Source organism: Methylobacterium sp. BE186 (assembly GCF_031457035.1).
Taxonomy (GTDB): Bacteria; Pseudomonadota; Alphaproteobacteria; order Rhizobiales; family Beijerinckiaceae; genus Methylobacterium; species Methylobacterium segetis.
Window position 1 is genome coordinate 14883 of the sequence record NZ_JAVDVV010000016.1, and the last position, 21905, is coordinate 36787.

The window sequence follows — 21905 nt, forward strand, 5'->3', positions numbered from 1 at the left end:
GCTTGACCCCCATATCACGCCTTCCGGTGAGCGATGGTGCGCCCAAGGTCTGGCATGTCGGCAGCGGCCGGGCACGCGAAGCTGAGGGGCGTGCTGAGTCGGGCGTCGGGCGGAGCGTGCATTGCCTCCGCATCGGCCGCGCGCAGCATCGCCACCCGCTGATCCGAATTCGTCCCATGACCGCATCGCATCTCCGGCCTCGGCCCGTGCGGTTCAGTTTCACGACATGCCTGCGGCGAGCGCCGATTAATTTTTCGGAACGGTTTTTGGTGCGGTGCCGTTCCTCGGGTTGGACGACGATTAGTATCAGGTGAGGTATAGCAAAACCGACATAAAATTCATTAATTCAAGTTATATACGACAATTTTGGAAACAAAATCGGAATTAAAAATCACCTCGGACCACGATCCGATTACAATCTTATAAGCACACCTGTAATCCTAAATATTCACTTCTATGTCGTAACCGGTGCTTCACCGGATGCGGCTGTCATTGTTCTGCTTATATCAGCAAATACATTTTTGATGTGCAATTTTGCCACGGTTGTGCGCCGCAACAAAAGCTGTTATCTAAAATTCTCCTTAAAATCGGAAGTCGTGTTCAGGCCTAGTCTGTGCCGGACGTTCATCTTCCGCGCATGCCATCGACTTTGTTGGCCGTTTTGCCCGCCTCACGGCCGGGTGCCGTTTCGATCACAAGTCCTGCCGGAGCTTTCGATGCCGCAGAAGCCCATTTCAGACGCCGGCGCAGCGTCCGACCGCTCAGCGCAAGCCAACCGCCACAGGACGCACACCCGGATCGTCCGGATCTCCTCGTATTCGGTCGCGGGCGTGCTGGCCCTCCTGATGACCACAGCGACGCTGCCGCCGCTTCTCGCCGATCAATCGGACCGGGCCGTCATCAATGCGCCGATCACGCTCCTCACGGCACCCATCGCCGGCGAGGTCACCGATCTCCTCGGCCGTGTCGGTCAGCGGCTCGAACCCGGTCAAGCGGTCGCCTATCTTCATAACGGCCGCGTCGATCGCAGCACGTTGATCGGCCTCGACAGCAAGGTCGACGAACTCGAGGGCTCCCTCATCGCAGCCCGCGAGAAGAAGGAGTCCGACCTTCGCTACGTCGCGGCCCTCGATGGCGAGATCCGCCAACAGACCGAGCAGATGGCCGCCCGTCTACAGGGCGAGGTCGCCGAAGCGCGCGCTCGCGTCTCGTCGGCAGATGCGGAGGGCCAGTCGACGAAGGCTGTGGTCGACCGCCAGCAGGCGATGGTCGATCGAAACACCGCCAGCATCGATCTTCTCCGGCCGACCCAGCACAAGCTGGAGGCCGCCCGCTTCGACAAGGATGCCGAGACGGCGAAGTTGAACCAGAAGCTCGCGCAACTGGAGGGCGTGAAGAAGGGCGTCTTCGTGGGCAACGAGCTGAACAGCCTCGCGGTGCTCGCCCAGAAGCGTCGGGATCTCGCGTTCGATGCGCAGCGTCTCGCAATCGAGGAAAGCCAGCTTTCGTCGAGCCTCAAGGCGCAGAAGATGCTCCTCGACGCCGAGAAGAAGCGGCTGGACAGCCTCACCGACGCGCAGATGCGCGCCATGAACGGCGGCGTCGTGATGAACCTGGGAGTGGCGCCGGGCCGCCACGTCAATCCCGGCGACTCCGTGGCGACGTTGATCGATTGCGATCAGTCCTTCGTGGTCGGCATCTTCTCGTACCGGCAGGCGCAGGACCTTGCCGTCGGCACCCCGGTTCGGATCTCGGGATCGGACCCGGACGGTCCTCGCCGGGGCACGGTCAGCGAGATCCTGCCGAAGACGAGCGACAAGACCGACGAGCAATACGCCGTCCCGTTCCCGCAGACGGAGAGACGGGAAATGTACGTCCTCGTCAGCATCGACCGCGACCAAGCGGCCCGGCCGGCGGCGAGCGTGCTCGCGCCGACGCAGAGCAGCCCCTGCTCGGTCGGCCAATGGGTGACGATCACCCGCGAGAACAGCTGGCTGCCCTCTGCCTCCGTCGCGTGGAAGACGGTCGCGGATGGGTTGACCGGCAAGGAGGCAGGCAACGCCCTCAACGCTGTCGCCGGCGGCGTGTCCACCGCTTCGGCGTCGGTGGTGCGGACGGTCACTTCGCCGGAGGCGAAGGACGCGTGGGGGGCCGTCTCGGATGGCGCGGGCCGCACCGTGAGCTTTGTCACGCGGGGTGTCTCGGCGCTCGTCGAGAAGGCCTCGGCTCCGAAGGTGACTGCCCCGGCCCAAGCCACCGAGAAGGACGGACGTCGGGTCGAGAACGCCCGTTGATCGGCCGCGTCGCCCTCAGCCTCCTCATGCTCGTCATGATGGCCCGGCTGGCTGAAGCCAAACCGGAGGTCGGCGAGGGGCCGCTCGCGCGAACGCTCTGTGCTGCGCTCGCCTCCGCCGTCGATACGGCGGGCGGCAAGGAGGGCGGGCCGGTCTTCCTCGTGAGCTACCGGCCTGGACCCGATCAACAGGCGCTTCCGCCAGCACTGCGCCAGTCGGCCTTCACCTACGACAACGCGCTCGCCGCCATCGCGCTGACGGCGTGCGGCGCGCGCGAGCCAGCCCGACGAATCGGGGACGCATTGCTGCAGGCTCTCGATCAGGATCGGACCTTCCACGATGGCCGAGTCCGGAACGCCTACCGCGCAGGTCCCCTCGAAGCGGGCCCTCCGGCCCTGCCGGGCTGGTGGGATACGCGGCAGAAGCTCTGGGCCGAGGATGCCTATCAGGACGGAACGGCGACCGGAAACGTCGCCTGGGCGGCGCTCGCGCTGTTGACGCTCGATCAGGACTCTCCCGACCGGCGCTACCGCGCGGGAGCGGAGCGGATGCTCGGCTGGATTACGGCGAACACGCGGGATCAGCGCGAGCCCGCGGGCTTCTCGGGGGGCGTCGATGGCTTCGACCCGTCCCAGACGAAGCTCCAATGGAAATCGACGGAGCACAACCTCGACGTTCACGCCCTCGCCGCGTGGCTCCTGCGCCTGAACGGCAGCGCCGAGAGCGCCGAGGCGGCTCGCATCGCCCGAGGCTTCCTCGACGCTGCCTTCGCGCAGGGGCCCGGCCTGTTCCGGCTCGGGACGCGACCGGACGGAAGCCTGCAGCCCCTGGAGCACCTCGCCCTCGACACGCAACTCTGGCCGCTTCTCGGCGTCGCGACGCCGCCGGATGCCTGGCGTCGCGCGATTGCCGGCGCGCAGGAGCGCCTCGCGGTCCCGGGCGGCTTCGACTTCAACGAGGATCGCGACGGTCTCTGGGTGGAGGGCACGGCACAGGCCGCCCTGACCCTGAAGGCCCTGGGACGCACCGGGGATGCGCGAAGCCTCCTCGCCACGCTGTCCGGCCAGGTCTCTCCGTCCGGATACCTGTTCGCGGCACGCGAGCCCCGGATCACCACCGGTATCGCGATCGGCCCTGCCAGCCCCGAACCGGACTTCTTCTACCACCGGCGCCCGCATCTCGGCGCCACCGCCTGGGGCGCGCTCGCGGCCCTGGGCTGGAATCCCTTCACCGGACGGAGCGTGGATTAGCCGGTATGTTTCCCTCGTCTCCCGACGTCTCCGCGGTCCTGACGACCGATATCGGCATCCTGCTCGGCCTCCTCGTCATGGCGGGGCTGCTCGATCGCGCGAGCGCGGCGGCCCGCATCCTGTTCGGGTCCGCGACCGCGACCCTGATCCTCTGCTACGCCGCGTGGCGCTGGCACGACACCCTGCCGCGCTTCGAGCCCGGTCTCGATCACCTGTGGCCCTATTTGTTCTTCTCGTTCGAGATGGTGGCCATCCTCTACACGCTGATGTCGATCGTGATCCTGTTCCGCTTCAAGGATCGCGCGTCCGAGGCCGACCGCGAGGAGGCGCGGCTCACTGAGAGCGGCGACTGGCCCGCCGTCGACATCTTCATCTGCACCTATAACGAGCCTCAGGAAGTCGTCGAGAAATCGATCATCCCGGCCCTCGCGGTCGATTATCCCAACGCGACGGTCTGGGTCTGCGACGACACCCGGCGAGGCTGGCTCAAGGACTATTGCGAGCGGGTCGGCGCGAACTACGTCACGCGGCCCGACAACAAGGGCGCCAAGGCCGGCAACCTCAACAACGCCCTCGCCCACACGGCGGGGCGCACGAACGCGCCGATCATCCTCGTCCTCGACGCGGATTTCGCTGTCGCGCCGAACATCCTGCGCCGCACCGTCGGGCTCTTCCACGACGAGCGGGCGGCGGTGGTGCAGACGCCGCAATTCTTCTTCAACGCGGACCCGATCCAGCACAACCTGATGGCTGCGGAGGCCTGGGTCGACGATCAGCGCATCTTCTTCGACGTGTTCCAGCCGGCGAAGGACGCGTGGGGCTGTGCCTTCTGCGTCGGCACCTCGTTTCTGGTGCGGCGCGACCGGGTCACGGCCGCAGGCGGGTTCCCGCACGATGCGATCTGCGAAGACATCAACCTGACCTACACGTTGATGCGCGACGGCTACGAGACGCACTGGCTGAACGAGCGCCTCAGCGCCGGTCTCTCGGCCGAGGGGCTGCCGGAATACATCACCCAGCGCACCCGCTGGTGCCTCGGCACCATCCAGGTGGCGCTCCTGAAGGTCGGGCCGTTTCTGGGGCCGAACTACACGCTGATGCAGCGCCTGCATTACCTGCACGGCATACTGAACTGGCTGTGCAAGCCGTTCATCGTCCTGATGCTCGTGGCGCCGTCGATCTACTGGTTCTTCGACATGCCGGCCTTCTACGCCGACTATCTCTCCTTCCTGCGCTACGGCTTGCCCGCCCTGATGGCCCTCTGGATCTACAGCGGCTGGGTCTCGGGTGGGCGGACGCTGCCTCTGTTCATGGAGGTCACCCATACGATGACGGCGCTCGCCATAACCCTGACCCTAGTCTCGGCCGCGATCCGCCCTTTCGGGCGGCCGTTCAAGGTGACGGACAAGGGCGGAGACCGATCCGTCTCGATGGTGCGCTGGCGGATGGCCGCCGGGTTCGGCGCGATCTCGCTCCTGTCGGCCGGCTCGATCGTCTGGTCGTTCGTCTCGCCCTCCGGCGCCAGCGAGATCTCACCGCTCGACTACTTCAACCTGCTCTGGGCTGGAGTTGCGATGATGTTCACCTTCGTCGCGCTCCTCGTCTGCTTCGAGCGGCCCCGTGAGCCCGAGGCGTTCCGCATCGACGAAGCGAGTTGGATCGGCCTGGACGGCAAGGCACACGCGTGCACCATCGACCGCATCGGCATGGGTTCCGCTATCCTGCACCTTCGCTCCGGGGCACCGACGCTCGTGCCCGCGATGCGCCTGCACCTCTACGTCGAGCGTGCCGGTTGGATCGTCGCCCGTGTCGAGCATGTGAACGGCAATGCCGTGGGCCTCGGCCTCGAGCCGGAGCCGGCGCAGCGCAAGGCCCTCATCCTTCGTCTCTACACCACGGCCGTCGATCCCATCGCCCGAACGGCGAGCCTCGGTGTCGCGCTGCGAGGTCTCGCACACCGCTGCTTCCGCGCAGCTTAATGCGAGGATCAAAGCACCTAGTCCCGATCCTGGAGAAGCAGGGCGGAGCCCGTTTGGCTCTCCTCCTCGCGCTCCTCACGGAAGGACGCATCGCTCCTGCCCACCACTTGGATGCGGCGAGCGCGCTTCAAGCCCGCCTCGTGCGGCCGCGCTCGGTGCCTCTTGCTCGCATACCGCTGAGCTGAGCGCCGACGAGCGGATGCATCGGCTCGCCGGGCCGCGGCAGGTCGCGCCGCGGGCTGGCGAACGAAGCTCGCGACCTGGGTCTCGAAGGCTTTCGGTGAGGCGGCCAGGACGTCCAGCGGATTTGTGAGTGCCGATCCGCGCATGGGCCGTCCGGCTTCACAGTCCAGGCAGACCGAGGTGCTCAGGCGTGCCCAAGCCGCTCGGTCCTTCTCCTTGTCCCAGAGCCCACGTGCGGATGGTGTCAGCGCACTCGTCAGCGAGGTCACGATGGCCGCAAGAACAGCGGATGTCGCGAGAATGTTGAGTCTCATTCAGCCTCCGATCGCGAGCCTCAGCCTTCTGCCGGCCGCCCACACGCATCACGGCCGAGCCGCGACGCGTAAGTCCTCGTTTGCTGATCAACGGATCATGCTTAACGGCTCAGCTGTTGCACCGCAACAATGGGCCGCTGGATCGAGCGCGCGATGCAGGTTCTGTACGATTTCCGGCCTTGGTCTGATTGGAAAGGACTGTGCGCTGGGTCGCGCACGAGGAGCCTGCGGGCGGCCGCCCGCATCAATCGGGTGTTAGGGGCAATCTGCTCCACTTGCCGGGCCGAATCGACGCCGGTGATTCCGACGTGAGTGCTCCTCCCCCCACCCCGTTTCGCTCCGGAGAGAGCGCCTTCTCCCTCGTCGAGATGCTCGTCGTTCTCGCGATCCTGTCCCTCGCCGCGATCCTGTCCGGCCCGGTGCTGAGCCGGGTCGGGTCCGACCGGGTGGTCGAGGGGCTCGCCGAATCCCTCGCGGAGCGACTCGTCCTGACCCGTGCCGCGGCTATCCGCGGCAATGCCGTGCTGGCTCTCGAATTCGATCCCCAGGCGCGCGTCTTTCGGGGAGAGACCGGGAGCCCGCCTCTGTCCATGGGAGCCGACATCGCGGTCGTATTCGTGCCGGCGCGGAACGCACGGGTCCGCGGGCCGATCGTGCGCTTCCTGCCGGACGGCCGCAGCAGCGGCGGCATCTTCCGTCTGAGGCGGGGCGGCGAGGTCCGCGAGGTCGAGGTCGAGGGGCTGACGGGCACCGTGCGGCGTCGGCGTGGGAGCAGCGCGTGAGCGCGTCGCCCGATGGAGGCGAGGCGGGCTTCAGCCTCGTCGAGGTCTTGGTGGCCTTCGCCGTCGCCTCGCTGACGATGATCGCGGCGTTCCAGGTCTTCGGGGAATCGGCGTCCCGCCTCGTCCGGTCCGGGGACCGTCTCCGGCAGACGGAGGAGGCGGCAGCCCTGATCGCCGCGCTCGCGGCCGGGCCTCTCGTCCCCGGAGCGCGCCAGGGCCGGCTCGGCGACGGCACGCCCTACCTCCTCATCGTCGAGGATGCGGGTGCCGCGCTCGGGCGGGCGGCCATCGGCACCGGCTCGTATCGCGTGATGCTGCGCGCCGGCCCCGCGCCCGGTCGGCTCCTCCTGCGCACGATCGTCTCCAGTGGCTGAGCCCGGCGATCGGCGGACGTCCCGTCCGCGCTCCGGGACCGGGCACGAGGCGGGCTTCAGCCTCGTCGAGATGCTCGTGGCCCTCGCCCTCGTCGCTCTGCTCTCCCTCCTGCTGCTGCAGGGCGTCTGGACGGCGACGCGCGTCGCACGCCTCCTCGCCGATGCGGAACGGCAGGCTGCGGTGCAGGCTGCGCGCGATCATCTCCGCCGGACGCTGGAGGACGCCGTGGGCGAGGTGGCCGGTGGGCGCCGCGCGACCTTCTCCGGCCGGCCGGACGGCGTCACCCTCGTCACCGCGGCCGAGCGCCTCGTCGAGACCGGGGGGCAGGTTCGGGTCGATCTCGCCGCCGCGGCCGGCGCGCGCGGGCTCGATCTCTTGGAGCGGCGCGGGCTCGATCGCGGTGCAGCCGCCGAGGCTGTCCTCGCCGAGCCGCTTCTGCGCGGCATCGCCGCCCTGCGCGTCCGCTACTATGGCCGGCGCGGGCCGACGCCGCTGGCGAGCTGGGGCGAGACCTGGACCACACCGGACCGCCTGCCGGCGCTGGTCTCCGTGGAGGTCGCCTTTCCGGCGGAGGACGGGCGGCGCTGGATGCCGCTCCTCGTGCCGGTCGCGGCCGGCCGCTAGCGCCTTGTCGCGGGGGATCGGGATACTCAGCCCGCCGCCCCGAACACGGCGACGATCGGTCCGCAGGCCGCATGGCCGGCAAGCGGCTCGCCCGCGCTCCACTCCGTGGGACGCCGCCAAGAGAGGAGCGCGCCCGCGGGCCGGGCGGGGTCGTCGAGGGCAACGATCCCCGCCCGAATCGAGCGGGCGCCGCGGCCGGCCTCCACCATCGCCGTCACCTCGAACCGGATGCCGTCGGACGGGCGCGAGGCCGCCACTGGGCCGAGCGCGTCCGCCGGCAGGAGCGGCGCGAGACGCCACTCCATGCGCGCGGCGTCGAAGCCGGCTGTTCCGCCGTGCACGGTCAGCGCGGGCCGCAGGCGCGCGTAGGTCGCGGGCGTCATGGCCGGCAGCTGGTCGATCTCGTCGGGGCTCGCGAAGGGTGCGTTGCGCGGCCCGTAGCCGAGGCGCTCCTCGCGGTAGCGGCGGCTCTCGGCGCCCCCGTTCGGCTCGGGGATGTCGTCCGGGTCGCGGAAATCAACGATCTGCGCTGCGACCGCCAGAGCGTCCCCCGCACCGATCCCGAGCCGGCGCAGCGCCTCCTCAAGCACGGGGCGCGGGCTGGCGTTCAGGTCGATCAGGCCCCCCTGGTCCTGCACGGCGACCGTGACCGTGCGGCCTGCGTCGAGGGTGCAGCGGACCGCGCGCCCGTCGAGCGGCAGGCCGGAGGCCGGAGCCCGCCCGCGCGCCTCCTGTGCGAGCCAGAGGCCGACGAGGTTCACGATCCCGTCCGTCTCCGCGTCGAGCACGATCCGGTCTCGGGCCGCCGCCGTCAGGGCGATGGTGGCGCGGGTGCGCAGGGTGATCGCCGCGGCGAGTCCCGACACGACGATGAGGACCGCGAGCACGGTCGGCAGGACGAACCCGGCTTGCGACGTCTCCCGCGTGTCCGGTCCGGTCGCGGCAAGCGGCCGCCGCACGGCCGGCGGACCCGTTAACCGGCCGCTAACCATGCCGGCGGGACCCTCGGCGCGCACCCGCCCGTGACCGGGCGCTGGACGAATCCGATGCCGCTCGCCCGCCTCCGCGCCCTCATCGTGGCCGCCGGCCTCGCGCTGTCCTGGTCCGCTGGAGCCGAGACGTTTCCCTCCGGCCTCGTCGATCAGAACGGCGCGCCCGTCGCGGCGGAGGCTTTCGCGGGCCGGCTTCGGATCCTCTACGTCGGCTACACCCACTGCCCGGATGCCTGTCCGACCGCGCTCGACACCTTGAGCCGCGCCCTCGACAGGCTGCCGCCGGAACTCGTCGAGCGCGTCGCGCCGATCCTCGTTGCCGCCGATCCGGTGCGGGACACGCCGCCGGTTCTGCGGGCCTACCTCGACGCGTTCCACCCGCGCATCCTCGCCCTGACGGGATCCGTCGAGGCGATCGACGACCTCGCCTGGGGCCTCGGCGCGCTGATCGTCCGGCATCCGGACGGAGGCGCGGCGGGCTACGCGGTCGATCACACCACCGACCTGTTTCTGCTGCGCCCGGAGGGCGGGCGCCCGGAGCGGGTGCGCCACGACCTCGCGCCGGACGCCCTCGCGGCGCGCATCCGGGCGGCTCTCGGCGGGTGATCGAGGTCGGCGCGCGCTCATCACCGATCAGGCCGTCGCTGCCGCACCGGGCCGCTCCCGCACGCTCACGAACCGGTGCGTGGGGATTGAGTCGGGGCGTGGCTCCCGCTCGTCGAGGGGCGATCGGAGGCGGGACCCGCGCGCCGCGGCGCGGCGCAGGTGCCGCCAGAGGATGGCCGCCCCCAGGCAGGCGGCCGCGAGCGCCGTGAGCCAGAGGCCGAGGAGCAGCGCCATCGGCACCCGGTCGTTCAGCTCGCGCACGAGGCCGAGCGCGAAGGCGGTGTACCAAGAGACGCCCGAGATCGCCCCGGAGGCGAGGAAGACGCCCGTCTCGACGCGGGAGACGCCGGCCAGCATCGGGCGCCGCACGTCCTGCAGGACGCTCGGCAGGACGAGGGCGTGGATCAGCGCGCCGTTGACCGTGAGCACCGCGACGATCGTGACCTTCGCCCACAGCTTCGGGTTGGCGAGCTTCTCGGGCGACTCGACGCTGTAGAGAGCGAGGAAGCCGAGGCCTGAGAGCCAGAGCAGGCCGATCCCGACCGCGACGACCTTGCTGATGAAGTGGAACGTTCGCTCGATCTCGGGCGGCATCCCGCCCCAGCGCATCCAGCGCAGGATCCAGAAATCGAGCATCGTCGCTCCGCCGAGGCCGAAGCAGAGGCCGATCAGGTGGAGGCCGACGAGCAGCGTGAGCAGCCGCACGGGCGGCAGGGGGTCCGGAAGGGGCAGGGCGAGCGGGGCGCTCAGGGCCGCCGAGCAGGCCGGCAGCCCTGCAGCGAGGCCGGCGAGGAGCGCTGCCGCGAGGAAGAGCTGTCCCGTCCTCATCGTGCCGCCGCGCTCCCCTCGCCCCCGCCGACCATCGGCCCGAGCCCGTGAACAAATCTCCAATACCGCGTTCCGAGTCGGCGTAAGCCGGAAGATTATCGGGCTTTGACCAGAGAGTTTGTTTACGGGTGTCTGGTATAAAAGTTGAAATACAGAAGTAATTCAACCTTTGCGTGTGGATGGATGATGAAGCGGATTGCGAGAGGGCGGCGCGAGACATCCGAATCCGGCTTCTCGCTTGTTGAACTCCTGGTTGTCCTCGCGATCATCGGGATGATCGCGACGATGGTGACGCCACAGGTCCTCGGCTATCTCGGACGGGCCAAGGGCGAGACGGCGCGGATCCAGGTCAAGAACATCGCCCAGGCGGTGGAACTCTACTACCTCGACAGCGGGGTATATCCGACGACGGGTCAGGGACTTGCCGCCCTCGTCACGCAGCCGCCCGGCGGCTCCGGCTGGCGCGGCCCCTATCTGCGCGATGCGCGCGGCCTGACCGACCCGTGGGGCCATCCGTACCTCTACCGCTCGCCCGGCCTCGGCGGCACGCCCTACGAGGTCTACTCGCTGGGATCCGATGGCAAGGCGGGCGGCTCCGGCGACAGGGCGGATGTCGCGAGCCACTGACGAATGCTCATTCCCCGATCCGAATGATGTCCAGCGTAGGAATCCGGCCATGACCAAGCGGAATTCGGCCCCGATGCGATGGGCGGCGCTCGGCGCGTCCGCGTTCGCCGCCTGCCTGCTCGCGGTCCCCGTCGCCGAGGCTGCCTCGCTGGGTCGCTGGTCCGGCGTGATCCCCTGGCCGCGCATCCCGATTCACGCGATGATCATGCCGGACGGGCGCCTCCTGACCTACGGCTCGCCGGCGGGGGATTATCAGTCCGGGCTCGAATTCGATCTCTGGGACCCGAAGCGTGGAATAGGGGCCGATTCCCATCTCACGCTCGCGAACAACCTGAACTTCGACAGCTTCTGCGCCGGCCTGATGCTGCAGCCCTGGGACGGCGTGGCGATGACGGCGGGCGGCGTCAGCCTCACCGGGACAGCCCTCTACGACTCGCAATCCCTGAAGACGCGCACGGTCGGCTCCATGCGCTATCCGCGCTGGTACGCGACGCTCACGACGATGCCCGACGGCCGCATCGCGATCCAGGGGGGCATGACGATCGTCGGCTGGGACACCCACTCGATCGTCCCGGAGCTCTACACGCCGGGCCAGGGCTGGGCGGAACTGCCGGGCGCCGCGAATGCGGATGCCTACGGCCGCCTCGCGGCCGACGGGCGCGCGAACTATGTCCACGCTTGGCCCGTCTCGGGCTCCAAGCTCTTCACCATCGCCGGGCAGGCGATGTTCTACCTCGACGTCGCGGGCCAGGGCAGCATCTCCGGGCTGCAGCCGTTCAACCGCTCGAACTGGGGCGCGACCTCGACCGCCGTCATGTACCAGCCGGGCAGGATCCTCCAAGCCGGCGGTGGCAGCCCCTACAACAACGCCGTGACCACGGAGGGCAGCCGCGCCGCGACCCTCATCGACATCACCGGCAGCGCCCCGGTCGTCACGGAGACGGAGCCGATGGCCTTCCCCCGGCACTGGGGAACGGCCACGGTCCTGCCGAACGGCGAGGTCCTGATGACCGGGGGCTCCGCGGGAGACAACGACGGGCGCGGACCGGCCTACGTGGCCGAGATCTGGAATCCCCGCACCGGCACGTGGCGTCAGGACGCGCGCCAAGCGAAGATGCGGCTCTACCACTCGGTCGCGATCCTGCTCCCGGATGGCCGCGTCCTCTCGGGCGGCGGCGGCATCCCGGGGCCCGAGACCAACCGCGACGTCGAGATCTACACGCCGGGCTACCTTCTCGACGATGCCGGCAACCCGGCCCCTCGGCCCGCGATCACGGCCGCGCCCGGATTGCTGACGCTCGGCCAGAGCTTCCAGGTCAGCGCGACGGGCAGCGGCGGCATCTCCCGCGTGACCCTCGTCAAGGCCGGAGCCGTCACGCACTCGATGAACTTCGACCAGCGCTTCATCGAACTCGGCTTCCGCGCGAACGGCAACACGCTGAGCGTCGATGCGCCCGCCAACACCGTCGTCGCGACCCCCGGCTATTACATGCTGTTCGTCCTCGACGGTCGCGGAGTCCCCTCCGAGGGCCGGATGGTCAAGGTGCCGGTGCCGACCGGCGCCGACGACCGGATCGCGCCGGGCTCGCGCCTCTCGAACAGCTGGACCGCCGCCGTCGGGACCACCCGGGGCGGCCTCTGGAACATCCGGTGCGAGGACGGCGAGGTGATGGCCGGCCTCTACGGGACCGCCGACGCGGGCATCGGCGGAGTTGGCGCGCGCTGCGTCACGGCGGCCGGAGGCCGGTGGACCGCCAATCCCCGGAGCTTCGGCGCCGGCCTCGATGGCCGCCCGCCCTTCACGCGCGACTGCCCGCGCGATCAGGCGATCACCGCGATCGGCGGCCAGGCAAGCGAGCAGGCGACGCAACTCGTGGTCACCTGCAGCCCCATGAACGCCGCCAACGGCTCGGCCGGCGGCGGCGCGAAGCTCGCGGCCGTGGGCAATGGCGGCGGCAATGCCGCCGCGGATTCGCCGTGCCCGGAGGGCGGCTCGGCCTATGGCCTGTTCGGCGAGGGCAATGCCAACGGCAACCGGATCGGCCTGCTCTGCCGCAACGGGACGGTGGCTGCGGCGAACGCCCCTCCGTCGACCGGCTCGGGCATTCCGCCGCTCCCGACGAATGCCGTCAGCCTCGAATCGGCGAGCACGCCCGGCTACTACGCGCGTCCCGTCGATGCGAATCTGACGGTGGCCGCCGCGCAGGCGACGAGCGCCGCCGACAAGGCCGCGGCCGCCTACACGCTGATCCCCGGATTGTCGGGCTCCGGGGTGAGCTTCCGCTCGGTGGCGAAGCCGGCCGAGCATCTGATGCACGCGTGGTTCACGATCTACCAGCGCGGCGAGACGGCCGGCGGGACGTTCAAGGCGGATGCGAGCTTCACGCGCCGCGCCGCCCTGGCCCCATCCTGCGGATGCGCCAGCGGCGCCTGCCTGTCCTACGAATCGGTCAGTTGGCCGGGCTATTTCATCCGGAACCGCGGCGGGCAGCTCGGCATCGACCCGAGGCAGGATTCCGCCGATTTCATCCAATCCGCCTCCTTCTGCGAACGGGCCGCCCTCGGCGGCGAGGGGGGCGCGAGCCTCACCGGCCCCCTGAGCCTGCAGAGTAGCGCCGACCGGGCTCAGTACGTCACGAGCACGGATGCGGGCGTGCGCCTGACCGCTCCCGCGACGCGTGCGGATCGCAACCGCGCGACCTATCGCAAGGTCGCGGGGCTCAACGGCAGCGGCGTCTCCTTCGAATCCGCACTCAATCCCGGCCAATACCTGAGGCACGCGGCGTTCCAGATCTGGCAGGGGCCGAACGACGGCGGCGCGATCTTCAAGGCGGGGGCGACGTTCACGCCGCTCCCGGCGCTCGCCGGCGCCTGCTCCTGCAGCGGCAGCTGCCAAAGCTACGAGTCGGTCGATTGGCGGGGCCATTACCTGCGCCGGGAGAATGGGGGCGTGTTCATGCGCCAGAACGACGGCACCGTCGCGTTCCGGCAAGACGCGTCCTTCTGCGAAGCGCCGCCGCTCTCCGAGACCCCGGGTGCGACACCGGCCTCACCGCCCGCGAGCGCGCCGGCCGCGAGCTGGACGGCCTGCGCCCCGGAAGGGGGGACCTGCTCCGTCACGGGCACGCAGACGGTTCGCTACGGGGCAAAGGGCCAGTACGCCACGCGGACGGTGAACGGCTCGGTCGGCTGCAACAACGGCGTGTTCGGCGACCCCATCTACGGCACCGTGAAAAGCTGCGAGGTCATGACCGCGACCGCCGCGGCGCGCTGAACGAGTGCGGGCCCTGTCCGCATCGCTCGAGTAGTTGATGGGCAATGATATGCAACCGAAAATAGTACATCGCCTCTTCTGAAGGCTGAATGCTTGGGATGGGGGCGCAATTAAAGCCAGATTAACCATAAATCTCTAGTACTGGACTGAGGCGAGGTACGGTTTGGTCGGTGCGAGGGAGCGGATGGGACGGTCAGCACGCGCCCTTCTCCTCGCGCCCTTCCTCCTCGCGACCCTCCTCGGCCCGACGGCGAACGCAGCCGAGCCCGAGGCGATCGGCGCCCCCGGACTCGGGCCGGCGTCGGGGCGGCCGCTCCTGCGCCGCGGCACCGACCAGTTCATCGGCGGCGAGGCGGCGCAGGCGGCCCCGATCCCCGGCGGCGCCGTCAGCCTCAACCTCGTCGAGGTGCCGGTCGCCGTGGCGGCCAAGGCCGTCCTCGCCGACACCCTCGGCTGGGGCTACACCATCGACGAGCGGGTGACCGGCAGCCTGACGCTCCAGACGGGCGGTCCGGTCCGGCGCGAGACCCTCCTCGCCCTGTTCGAGACGGCCCTCGCGAGCCGCGGCGCCGTCCTGCGGCGGCGCGGCGGCAGCGCCCAGATCCTGCCGGCCGGAGCGCCGGGCGGCCTCGCTCCGGTCCGCCGCCTCGCCGAAGCAGCGGAGGCCGGGCCGGGCTCCCACGCGGTTCCCCTGCGCTGGATCTCCGCCGCGGAGATGCAGGCGATCCTCGCCGCGGTGGCGCCCCGCGAGGTGGTGCTGCGGGCCGACCGCGCCCGCAATCTCCTGATCCTGTCGGGCGATGCCGCGCAGATCCAGGCCCTGCGCCAGACCATCGCGGTGTTCGACGTCGATTGGATGCGCGGCATGTCGACGGCGATCCTGCCGGTGCGCAGCGCCAACCCGGCGGCGATCGCCCGCGATCTCACCCAGATCTTCGCCGCCGAGGCGACCGCCAGCGGCGACATCATCCGCTTCGTGCCGAACGAGCCGCTCAGCGCCATCCTCGTGGTGAGCGCGCGGGCCGCCTATCTCGACCGCGCCCGCGAATGGGTGGCGCGCCTCGAGGATCTCGCCGCCGAGCGGGAGCGCCAGCTCTTCGTCTACAGGATTCAGAACCGCTCGGCGAAGGACCTCGCTTCCGTGCTCCAGGGCGTCGTCGCCGCCGAGACCGGCGCCGGAATGGCCAATCAGGGCTACGGCGGCCAGGGCTTCGGCGGCCAGGGCTTTGGGCTCGCGGGCGCCACCTACGGCGCCCCGGGAGGCGGGGGCTACGGCTGGAGCGGCCCCGGCTCCGCAGCGGTCCCGCTCGGCGGGGCGCCGGGCCTCGGCAACGGCCTCTCGCCTGCGGGCTTCGGCGGCACGGGCGGCCTCTCCGCGACGCCGCCGTCGCGCGGGCTCGACTCCCTCGGCGCGGCGGGCACCGGGTTCGGGCCGAGTGCCGGCTACGGGATCGATCCGCCGGGGGCGCTGGCCGGGGCAGGCGGGTACGGCGGGGCGGGATGGGCGGGCTCCGGCAGCGACCCTGGAATCGGCGCGGGCGGAGCCGGCCCCCGGCGCGACCTGATCGGGATCGTGGCCGACGAGGCCAACAACAGCCTCGTCATCTCGGCCACCCGCAACCAGTACGACAAGATCCTCAAGATCCTCGGCCGCCTCGACGCGATGCCGACGCAGGTCCTCCTCGAGACCGTGATCGCCGAGGTGACCCTCAACGACAGCCTCGAATTCGGCGTGCAGTGGTTCCTCGCCAACGGCGGCTCGCGCCTCAACCTCGCCCAGGCCGCCACCGTCGGGGCGGCGAACGCGGCGACCGGGGGCGCCGCCGGCCTGATCACGGCCGCCGCACGGGGCGTGACGGGCTTCAACTACCTGCTCAACAACGCCGATTTCAACGTGGTGCTGAACGCGCTGCGCGGGGTCACGCGCGTCAACGTGATCTCCTCGCCCAACATCACCGTGCTCGATAATCGCACCGCCAAGCTCCAGATCGGCGACCAGGTGCCGATCGTGAAGCAGACGGGCCAGAGCGCGCTCGCCGGCAACGCCCCGATCCTCAACCAGATCGAGATGAAGGACACCGGCGTGATCCTCTCGGTGACGCCGCGGGTCAACAAGAGCGGCCTCGTCGTGCTCGACGTGAACCAGGAGGTCAGCGACGTCGTGCCGACGACGACCTCGGCCATCAACTCGCCGACGATCCGCCAGCGGCGGGTGGCGACGAGCGTCGCGGTCAATGACGGGCACAGCCTCGCCATCGGCGGCCTCGTGCAGGAGAAGGCGCAGATCGGCACCGAGAGCGTGCCGGTGCTGGGCGACCTGCCGCTGCTCGGCGCCGCCTTCCGCAACCGGACGGACGCGCGCGTGCGTACCGAACTCATCGTCTTCATCCGCCCGAAGGTGATCCGCGGCACGGCGGATGCCGATCGCATCGCCAGCGACTTCCGCGAGCAGTTCCGGGCGATGATGCCGATCCGCCCCGTCCCCGCGCCGCCGCCGCTGGCCGACCTGCCGCCCGGCAGCCAGGGGATCCTGCGCCGGATGATCGATTAGGGCGAGGGTCCGAGGCTCGTTCTGAGGGCGGGCGCCCCGGACCGGGCGCGGCGAGGAGGGCGCAGCGACACCGGCTCGCCGAGGAACTCCGCCGTCAGCGTCCCGGCCCCGTCCTCGAGCGTGACCCGGTCCGGCGTGATCGCGATGAGGCGCCAGGCCCCGCGCCCGGCGCCTTCCGCGACCCAGGCCGGATCCCCGATGCCGTCGTCGATCAGGGCGCGGCGGGCGCTCCCGTCGACCAGGATGCCGCGGACCCGGAGGCGGGCGGCAGGCGCCGGCGTGCCGACCACGTCGGAGAGGTCGCCGCGCGCGGTCCAGGCCCGCCGTCCCGGGTCGAAGAGGGGGCGGGCGAGGGCGGCGTCCGCGGCCGGGGCGCGAGGCTGTGCCATCTCCTCCGGTAGGGGAGGGGGCTCGGAGCGATCGAGCGGCGAGACGGCGGCGGCGAGGACGCCGATCATGCCGATGGCGACGGCCGCGCGCGGCAGGCGGCCGGTCGCGCCGAGTGCCGAGGAAAGCCGGCCGCCGCGCATCACCGCGGCCCCTCTGCGGGCAGGAGCACGCCGCGCGCCGCAAGCCCGAGGCGCAGGATGGCCGGGTGCTCCCCGGCCTCCTCGGCGGAGCGGGCGACGCCGATCTCCGCCGTCTCCACCACGACGACCGGCGGGCCGGTCTCAAGGTCGCGCAGAAGGCCGTGCAACCCCTCGGCCGTCCCGCGCATCTCCGCGTGGAGGAGGGGCATCGTCGGGCTGCCGGCATCGGGTCCGACGCGCAGCCCGTCGACGACGACGGCGCGCCCGCTCGCCAGTGCGTCGAGCCGGCCCCGGAACGCGGCGAGCAGCCCCGCCTCGTCGGTTGCGGAGAGCGGCGCGCCGGGCGCCGGGCGAAGGGAGGCAGCCTGCAGGCGCCCCAGATGCGCGCGAGCCGCGGAGACCTCCGCGCGTGCATCGATGAGCCCCGCGAGGCCCTGGCCGGCGAGCGACAGGAGCCCGAGCAGGCATCCCGCCGCCGCGAGCATCGCTCCGGGGCGGCCCATCCGCTGAGCGAGGGGCGCGATCACGGCGCGAGCCCGGCGGCGAAGGGCAGGGACACGACGATCCGTCGGGTGCCGGGACCCGCCTCCGTCTCCTCGCGCAGGTCCGGCCGTCCGAAGCCCGGCACGGCGCCGAGGGCGGCGAGCGCCGCCGCGCGGTCCGGTGTCCGCAGCGTCAGGGTCAGGGCTCCGGGCTCGAAGCGCAGCCCCTCGGCGTAGGCGGCGCTCGGCAGGAACGCGGAGACAGCCTCCCAGCTATGGGCCAGCGAGGGGCGGCCGGCCCGCTCGGCACCGAGGCGGTTCGCCGCCGCGAGGAGCGGCGGCGGAAGCCCGGGAGCGGCGGCGCGGCGCGCAGCCAGGATATCCGCGTCGAGGCGGGCGAGCGTCGACTCATACCGGCTGTGCGCCAGGGCGAGGGCGGCACCCGCGAGGAGAACGGCCAGGGCCAGCAGCGCGAGATCCGCGCCTTTGAGCCCCCGCAAGGCCCGCGGCAGCGGGCGGCGCCCGAAGCTGAGCAGGTCCACGGGCATGGCCTGATCCTCGGCCCGCCCGACCGCGACCGGGCCGGGTTCGAGCCCGGCCCGGCGCAGCGTGTCGAGGAGCGGGTCGAGGCGGGCGCGCTTCAGCACCACGTGCCGCACCCTCAGGCTGCGCGCCGCCACATCCTCACCCTCGACGTACCAGTCGCTGTAGACCCCCTCCGCCCGGAACGGCGTCGCCGCCTCGAGTTCCTGTTGCAGCACCTCCCGCATCCGCGGCAGCGCCGCCGCCGGCAGGGTGAGCGTGCGCACGAAGCAGGATTCCGGCTCGATCAAGACCCTTGCCGAGACGCGGCTCCGGCCACTGCCCCGGATCGCGGAGAGGCGGTCGGCGAGATCCTCCGCGTCCCGGTCGAGCCGGAAGCTGCGCGGGACGGGCTCGCGCCGGTCGATCACGCCGAGATGCGTGCCGCCGGGCGGGCCAGGCCGGATGGTGAGGTCGCTCGTCGCCCGGTCCGGCCGCGCCTCGGCCTCCCCGAACAGGTCTGCGAGGCCCACGAGCCAACGCCCCGCAAACGCGCGCGCGGATCCGAGTTGCGACTTCTGAGGATGGTAATTCTCAAACACAGTACTGAAAGTTGTGGTGTTGGAGCAATATTCGCAGAGACCGATCATGTCTCCGCGAATGTTTCGAATGCTTTAAGCCGGTCCGGCGAGACTGGGGTGGATACGGGCTGGTTCGGGATCGGACATGCTGAGCATCTGGGCCGGGAAGAGCCGCCCCCGCCGACCGCGCTCCGACAGGCGCGCCGCCGAACGGGGAGTCCGGGACCCGGCGCGCCGGTTCCTCGACGGGCTCGCCGAGGCGCAGGTGCTCGATGCGGCCGGCCACGAGCGGGCGCTCGCCGCCCTCGACCTGCCGGGACGGCGCCCGCTCCCCCTGCTGCTGGCCGAACTCGGGCTCGTCCACGAAACCACCCTCGTCAGCGCGCTGGCGGACGCGACGGGCCTGCCCTTCCTGCGCGAGGAATGCCTGCCGGGGGAACCCGTCCTGCCGGACCTGATCGGCGCCGAGTATTGCGCCCGCGCCCGCGTGCTGCCGCTTCGCGCCGACGCGGTCAGCCTCGACGTCGCGGCGGTCGACGTGTTCGATCCGGAGATCGCGGCCGCGCTCACCCACCTCACCGACCGCCGGGTCGCGCTGAGCATCGTCGGGCCGGGCGCCTTCGAGCGGGCGCATCGGGCCGTGTACGGGGACGCGGCGGCCGAGGGCCACGACGCTCTCGGCGCCGACGACGACCTCGCGCGCCTTCAGGACGTGGCGAGCCAGGCGCCGATCGTGCGCCTCGCTGCACGCCTCGTGCGCAAGGCGTTCGAATTGTCGGCGTCCGACATCCACGTCGAGGCCGGCGAGGCGGACGTGCGCGTGCGCTACCGGGTCGACGGCGTGCTGGTCGAGGCCGAGCGCCTCGCCCGCTCCGTGCAACTGCCCCTCGCCACCCGCATCAAGATCCTGGCCGGCCTCAACATCGCGGAGCGGCGCCTGCCGCAGGACGGCCGCATGACGGTGCAGGACCGGGGGCGGAACGTCGATATCCGCGTCTCGACCCTGCCGACCGCCCATGGCGAGAGCGTGGTGCTGCGCGTTCTCGACGGCGCGGCCCGCATCGACGATTTCGCCGGCCTCGGCTTCGACGTCAGGGCGATCGGCGAGATGGCCGCGATGATCGCGCGGCCGAACGGCCTCGTTCTCGTCACCGGCCCCACCGGCAGCGGCAAGTCGACGACGCTCTACGCGGCGCTCCGCCGCCTCAACGGCAGCCACCTCAAGGTGGTGACCGTGGAGGATCCGGTCGAGGTCCGGATGCCCGGGGTGAATCAGGTCCAGGCGCAGCCGGGCATCGGCCTCGACTTCGCCGCCGCCCTCCGCTCCATCCTGCGCCAGGACCCGGACGTGGTGATGGTCGGCGAGATCCGGGACGGCGAGACCGCGCGGATCGCGGTCCAGGCGGCGCTGACCGGCCATCTCGTCATCTCGACGCTGCACACCAACTCCGCACCGGCCACGGTGACGCGACTTCTGGACATGGGCGTCGCGCCGTTCCTCATCGCCGCCGTGCTCAACGGCGTCGTCGCCCAGCGCCTCGTGCGCCGCGTCTGCACGGCCTGCGCCGAGGAGAGCCCGGCCACGCACGGGGAGCGCATCCGCCTCGGCCGCCCAGCCGCGCCGCTCACCCTCAAGCGCGCCCGCGGCTGCCCGGAATGCAACGGTTCGGGATATCGGGGGCGCATGGTCGTCAGCGAAATCATGCGTGTCGATGCGTCGCTCCGCGCCCTGATCAGCGAGGGGGCGGACGAGCAGAGTCTCGGTCGGCAGGCGCGGGCCGCCGGCATGGTCTCCCTCGCCGAGACCGCCCGGGCCCGCGTCGTCGACGGCGACACGACGCTCGACGAGATCGGCCGCGTCTTCGAGGGCCTGCTCTGATGCCGGCCTTCGCGTACCGCGCCTTCGCCCCGGACGGGCGCATGCGCGCCGGCCGCATCGAGGCGGAGGCCCGCGAGCGCGCGGTCGCCGCGTTGCGCGCCGAGGGGCTGCAGGTCTTCGAGATCGCGCCCGCCGCCGCCGGGCTGCCGATCTGGCGCCGCGACCTGTTCGGGCGCGACCGGGTGAGCGACGCCGCCCGGATCGCCTTCCTGAAGGAATTCGGCACGCTCACCGGCGCCGGGTTGACCGTCGACCGGGCGCTGCGCCTCGTCGGGCGCCAGGCCGCCCCGGCCCTCCGCCCCGTTCTCGCCGATCTCCTGGCCCGGGTGCTCGGGGGCGCGAGCCTGTCACGGGCGATGGCGGCGCATCCTGCCGCCTTCCCGCGGGACATGGTCGACGCGATCCGGGCCGGCGAGGCGACGGGCACGCTCACGACGGTGATCGGCACGCTCGCGGCCTCGCTGGAGCGCCGCGACGCGGTGCGCCGCCACCTGCGCTCCGCGCTCATCTATCCGGCGCTCCTGATCCTGATGGCGCTCGGCACCCTCGCCCTGGTCGTCGGCGTCCTCGTGCCGGCCCTCGCGCCGCTCTTCGAGGGGACGGGCCGGTCGCCTCCGCTCGCGATCCGCCTCGCGGCCGGGCTCGGCGACGGGCTCGCGGCCCATTGGCCCCTCCTCCTCGGCGGCCTCACCCTCGCCGCGGCGGGCATCGCCGGGGCCTGGGGCCGCCCCGGCTTCACGGCGGGGCGCTCGGCCCTGGCCCTGCGCCTGCCTGGCCTCCGCGAGATCGTGGTCGGCGCCGAGCTCGGACGGATCTGCCGCGTGCTCGGAACCCTCCTCGTCGCCGAAGTGCCGGTGCCCGACGCCCTCGCCGCGGTCCGGCCGCTCCCGCGCAACCACCTGTTCCGCGACGCCCTGCGCGAGGCCGGCCAGCGGCTGACCGAGGGAGGCTCCCTCGCCGCGGGCCTCTCGCGGCTGCAGCCCTACGCGCCCTCGACGCTGAGCCTGATCGCGAGCGGCGAGCAGGTGAACCGGCTCGGGCCCGTGCTGCTCCACGCCGCGGAGATGCACGAGGCGCAGACGCGCGAGCGCGTCGACCGGGCGCTCGCCCTGCTGACACCCCTCGTCACCATCGCGATCGGAGGGTTGATCGGGGGCCTGATCGTCTCCGTGATGGGCGCGATCCTCGGCGTCGCCGAACTGACGCAGTAGAGCCCGGCGGCACCGCACATT

17 protein-coding genes are annotated in these 21905 nt (G+C 71.3%); 12 read left to right on the top strand and 5 right to left on the bottom strand.

What is annotated here, in order from left to right; all coding sequences use genetic code 11:
• Positions 1-716 precede the first annotated feature (716 nt).
• The 6 genes from J2X36_RS16550 to J2X36_RS16575 all read left to right on the top strand — a co-directional run bounded on the left by J2X36_RS16550 (position 717) and on the right by J2X36_RS16575 (position 7801).
• Entirely contained in the window at positions 717-2294 is a 1578-nt protein-coding gene (locus tag J2X36_RS16550; RefSeq protein WP_310351663.1) for an HlyD family efflux transporter periplasmic adaptor subunit, read from the top strand.
• Between the two features lie 38 nt (positions 2295-2332).
• Complete coding sequence (locus tag J2X36_RS16555; RefSeq protein ID WP_405029805.1) at positions 2333-3544, top strand: hypothetical protein; 1212 nt, start codon at positions 2333-2335, stop codon at positions 3542-3544.
• Between the two features lie 5 nt (positions 3545-3549).
• Positions 3550-5523 carry a glycosyltransferase gene (locus J2X36_RS16560; protein ID WP_132251212.1) on the top strand — a complete coding sequence of 658 codons (1974 nt, stop codon included), beginning with the start codon at positions 3550-3552 and terminating at the stop codon, positions 5521-5523.
• Positions 5524-6328: 805 nt separating this feature from the next.
• Entirely contained in the window at positions 6329-6802 is a 474-nt protein-coding gene (locus J2X36_RS16565) for a GspH/FimT family pseudopilin (protein ID WP_310351670.1), read from the top strand.
• Positions 6799-7176, top strand: a complete 378-nt coding sequence (locus tag J2X36_RS16570; protein ID WP_310351672.1) for a prepilin-type N-terminal cleavage/methylation domain-containing protein — start codon at positions 6799-6801, stop codon at positions 7174-7176. The genes J2X36_RS16565 and J2X36_RS16570 overlap by 4 nt, the downstream gene beginning before the upstream one ends.
• A complete protein-coding gene (locus tag J2X36_RS16575; RefSeq protein ID WP_310351674.1) occupies positions 7169-7801 on the top strand; it encodes a prepilin-type N-terminal cleavage/methylation domain-containing protein in 633 nt (210 codons plus the stop codon). Before J2X36_RS16570 ends, J2X36_RS16575 begins: the two co-directional genes overlap by 8 nt.
• A gap of 26 nt (positions 7802-7827) precedes the next feature.
• Here J2X36_RS16575 and J2X36_RS16580 read toward each other — a convergent pair whose 3' ends face one another.
• On the bottom strand, positions 7828-8760 hold the full coding sequence (locus J2X36_RS16580; protein ID WP_310351677.1) for a type II secretion system protein GspK: 933 nt from the start codon (positions 8758-8760) through the stop codon (positions 7828-7830).
• Positions 8761-8847: 87 nt separating this feature from the next.
• On the opposite strand from J2X36_RS16580, the gene J2X36_RS16585 reads away from it, so the two are divergent.
• Positions 8848-9399, top strand: coding sequence for an SCO family protein (locus J2X36_RS16585; RefSeq protein WP_310351679.1), 552 nt, complete (start codon positions 8848-8850; stop codon positions 9397-9399).
• 27 nt (positions 9400-9426) lie between these two features.
• On the opposite strand, the gene J2X36_RS16590 is transcribed toward J2X36_RS16585, so the two are convergent.
• Positions 9427-10227 (bottom strand): hypothetical protein, encoded by an 801-nt coding sequence (locus J2X36_RS16590; protein WP_310351682.1) that lies wholly within the window; start codon positions 10225-10227, stop codon positions 9427-9429.
• Positions 10228-10410: 183 nt separating this feature from the next.
• Between J2X36_RS16590 and gspG the strand changes: the two genes are divergently transcribed.
• The 3 genes from gspG (at position 10411) to gspD (ending at position 16679) form a co-directional block, all read left to right on the top strand.
• The gene (gene gspG, locus J2X36_RS16595) at positions 10411-10854 is read left to right on the top strand and encodes a type II secretion system major pseudopilin GspG (RefSeq protein ID WP_310351685.1); all 444 of its coding nucleotides are present in this window, start codon (positions 10411-10413) and stop codon (positions 10852-10854) included.
• 49 nt (positions 10855-10903) lie between these two features.
• Positions 10904-14128, top strand: a complete 3225-nt coding sequence (locus J2X36_RS16600) for an AbfB domain-containing protein (protein WP_310351687.1) — start codon at positions 10904-10906, stop codon at positions 14126-14128.
• 184 nt (positions 14129-14312) lie between these two features.
• The gene (gene gspD / locus J2X36_RS16605; protein WP_310351691.1) at positions 14313-16679 is read left to right on the top strand and encodes a type II secretion system secretin GspD; all 2367 of its coding nucleotides are present in this window, start codon (positions 14313-14315) and stop codon (positions 16677-16679) included.
• Here gspD and J2X36_RS16610 read toward each other — a convergent pair.
• The 3 genes from J2X36_RS16610 to J2X36_RS16620 are packed head-to-tail and all read right to left on the bottom strand — an operon-like array spanning position 16676 to position 18746.
• Positions 16676-17212 (bottom strand): hypothetical protein, encoded by a 537-nt coding sequence (locus J2X36_RS16610; protein ID WP_310351693.1) that lies wholly within the window; start codon positions 17210-17212, stop codon positions 16676-16678. The two genes, gspD and J2X36_RS16610, sit on opposite strands and share 4 nt — an antisense overlap.
• Entirely contained in the window at positions 17209-17736 is a 528-nt protein-coding gene (locus J2X36_RS16615; RefSeq protein ID WP_310351696.1) for a hypothetical protein, read from the bottom strand. Before J2X36_RS16615 ends, J2X36_RS16610 begins: the two co-directional genes overlap by 4 nt.
• Positions 17733-18746, bottom strand: a complete 1014-nt coding sequence (locus J2X36_RS16620) for a hypothetical protein (RefSeq protein WP_310351698.1) — start codon at positions 18744-18746, stop codon at positions 17733-17735. Before J2X36_RS16620 ends, J2X36_RS16615 begins: the two co-directional genes overlap by 4 nt.
• A 193-nt stretch (positions 18747-18939) precedes the next feature.
• Between J2X36_RS16620 and J2X36_RS16625 the strand changes: the two genes are divergently transcribed.
• Both J2X36_RS16625 and J2X36_RS16630 read left to right on the top strand, forming a co-directional pair.
• The gene (locus J2X36_RS16625) at positions 18940-20673 is read left to right on the top strand and encodes a GspE/PulE family protein (protein ID WP_310351700.1); all 1734 of its coding nucleotides are present in this window, start codon (positions 18940-18942) and stop codon (positions 20671-20673) included.
• Positions 20673-21884: a type II secretion system F family protein gene (locus tag J2X36_RS16630; RefSeq protein WP_132251238.1), complete on the top strand. Its 1212-nt coding sequence runs from the start codon at positions 20673-20675 to the stop codon at positions 21882-21884. The genes J2X36_RS16625 and J2X36_RS16630 overlap by 1 nt, the downstream gene beginning before the upstream one ends.
• Positions 21885-21905: the final 21 nt, after the last annotated feature.

Bases quoted from the DNA above. Each gene is read 5' to 3' on its own strand.
- J2X36_RS16550 (WP_310351663.1), top strand. From the start codon at position 717: ATGCCGCAGAAGCCCATTTCAGACGCCGGCGCAGCGTCCGACCGCTCA.
- J2X36_RS16630 (WP_132251238.1), top strand. From the start codon at position 20,673: ATGCCGGCCTTCGCGTACCGCGCCTTCGCCCCGGACGGGCGCATGCGC.
- J2X36_RS16555 (WP_405029805.1), top strand. From the start codon at position 2,333: ATGGCCCGGCTGGCTGAAGCCAAACCGGAGGTCGGCGAGGGGCCGCTC.
- gspG (WP_310351685.1), top strand. From the start codon at position 10,411: ATGATGAAGCGGATTGCGAGAGGGCGGCGCGAGACATCCGAATCCGGC.
- J2X36_RS16625 (WP_310351700.1), top strand. From the start codon at position 18,940: ATGCTGAGCATCTGGGCCGGGAAGAGCCGCCCCCGCCGACCGCGCTCC.
- J2X36_RS16560 (WP_132251212.1), top strand. From the start codon at position 3,550: ATGTTTCCCTCGTCTCCCGACGTCTCCGCGGTCCTGACGACCGATATC.
- J2X36_RS16585 (WP_310351679.1), top strand. From the start codon at position 8,848: ATGCCGCTCGCCCGCCTCCGCGCCCTCATCGTGGCCGCCGGCCTCGCG.
- gspD (WP_310351691.1), top strand. From the start codon at position 14,313: ATGGGACGGTCAGCACGCGCCCTTCTCCTCGCGCCCTTCCTCCTCGCG.
- J2X36_RS16590 (WP_310351682.1), bottom strand. From the start codon at position 10,227: ATGAGGACGGGACAGCTCTTCCTCGCGGCAGCGCTCCTCGCCGGCCTC.
- J2X36_RS16600 (WP_310351687.1), top strand. From the start codon at position 10,904: ATGACCAAGCGGAATTCGGCCCCGATGCGATGGGCGGCGCTCGGCGCG.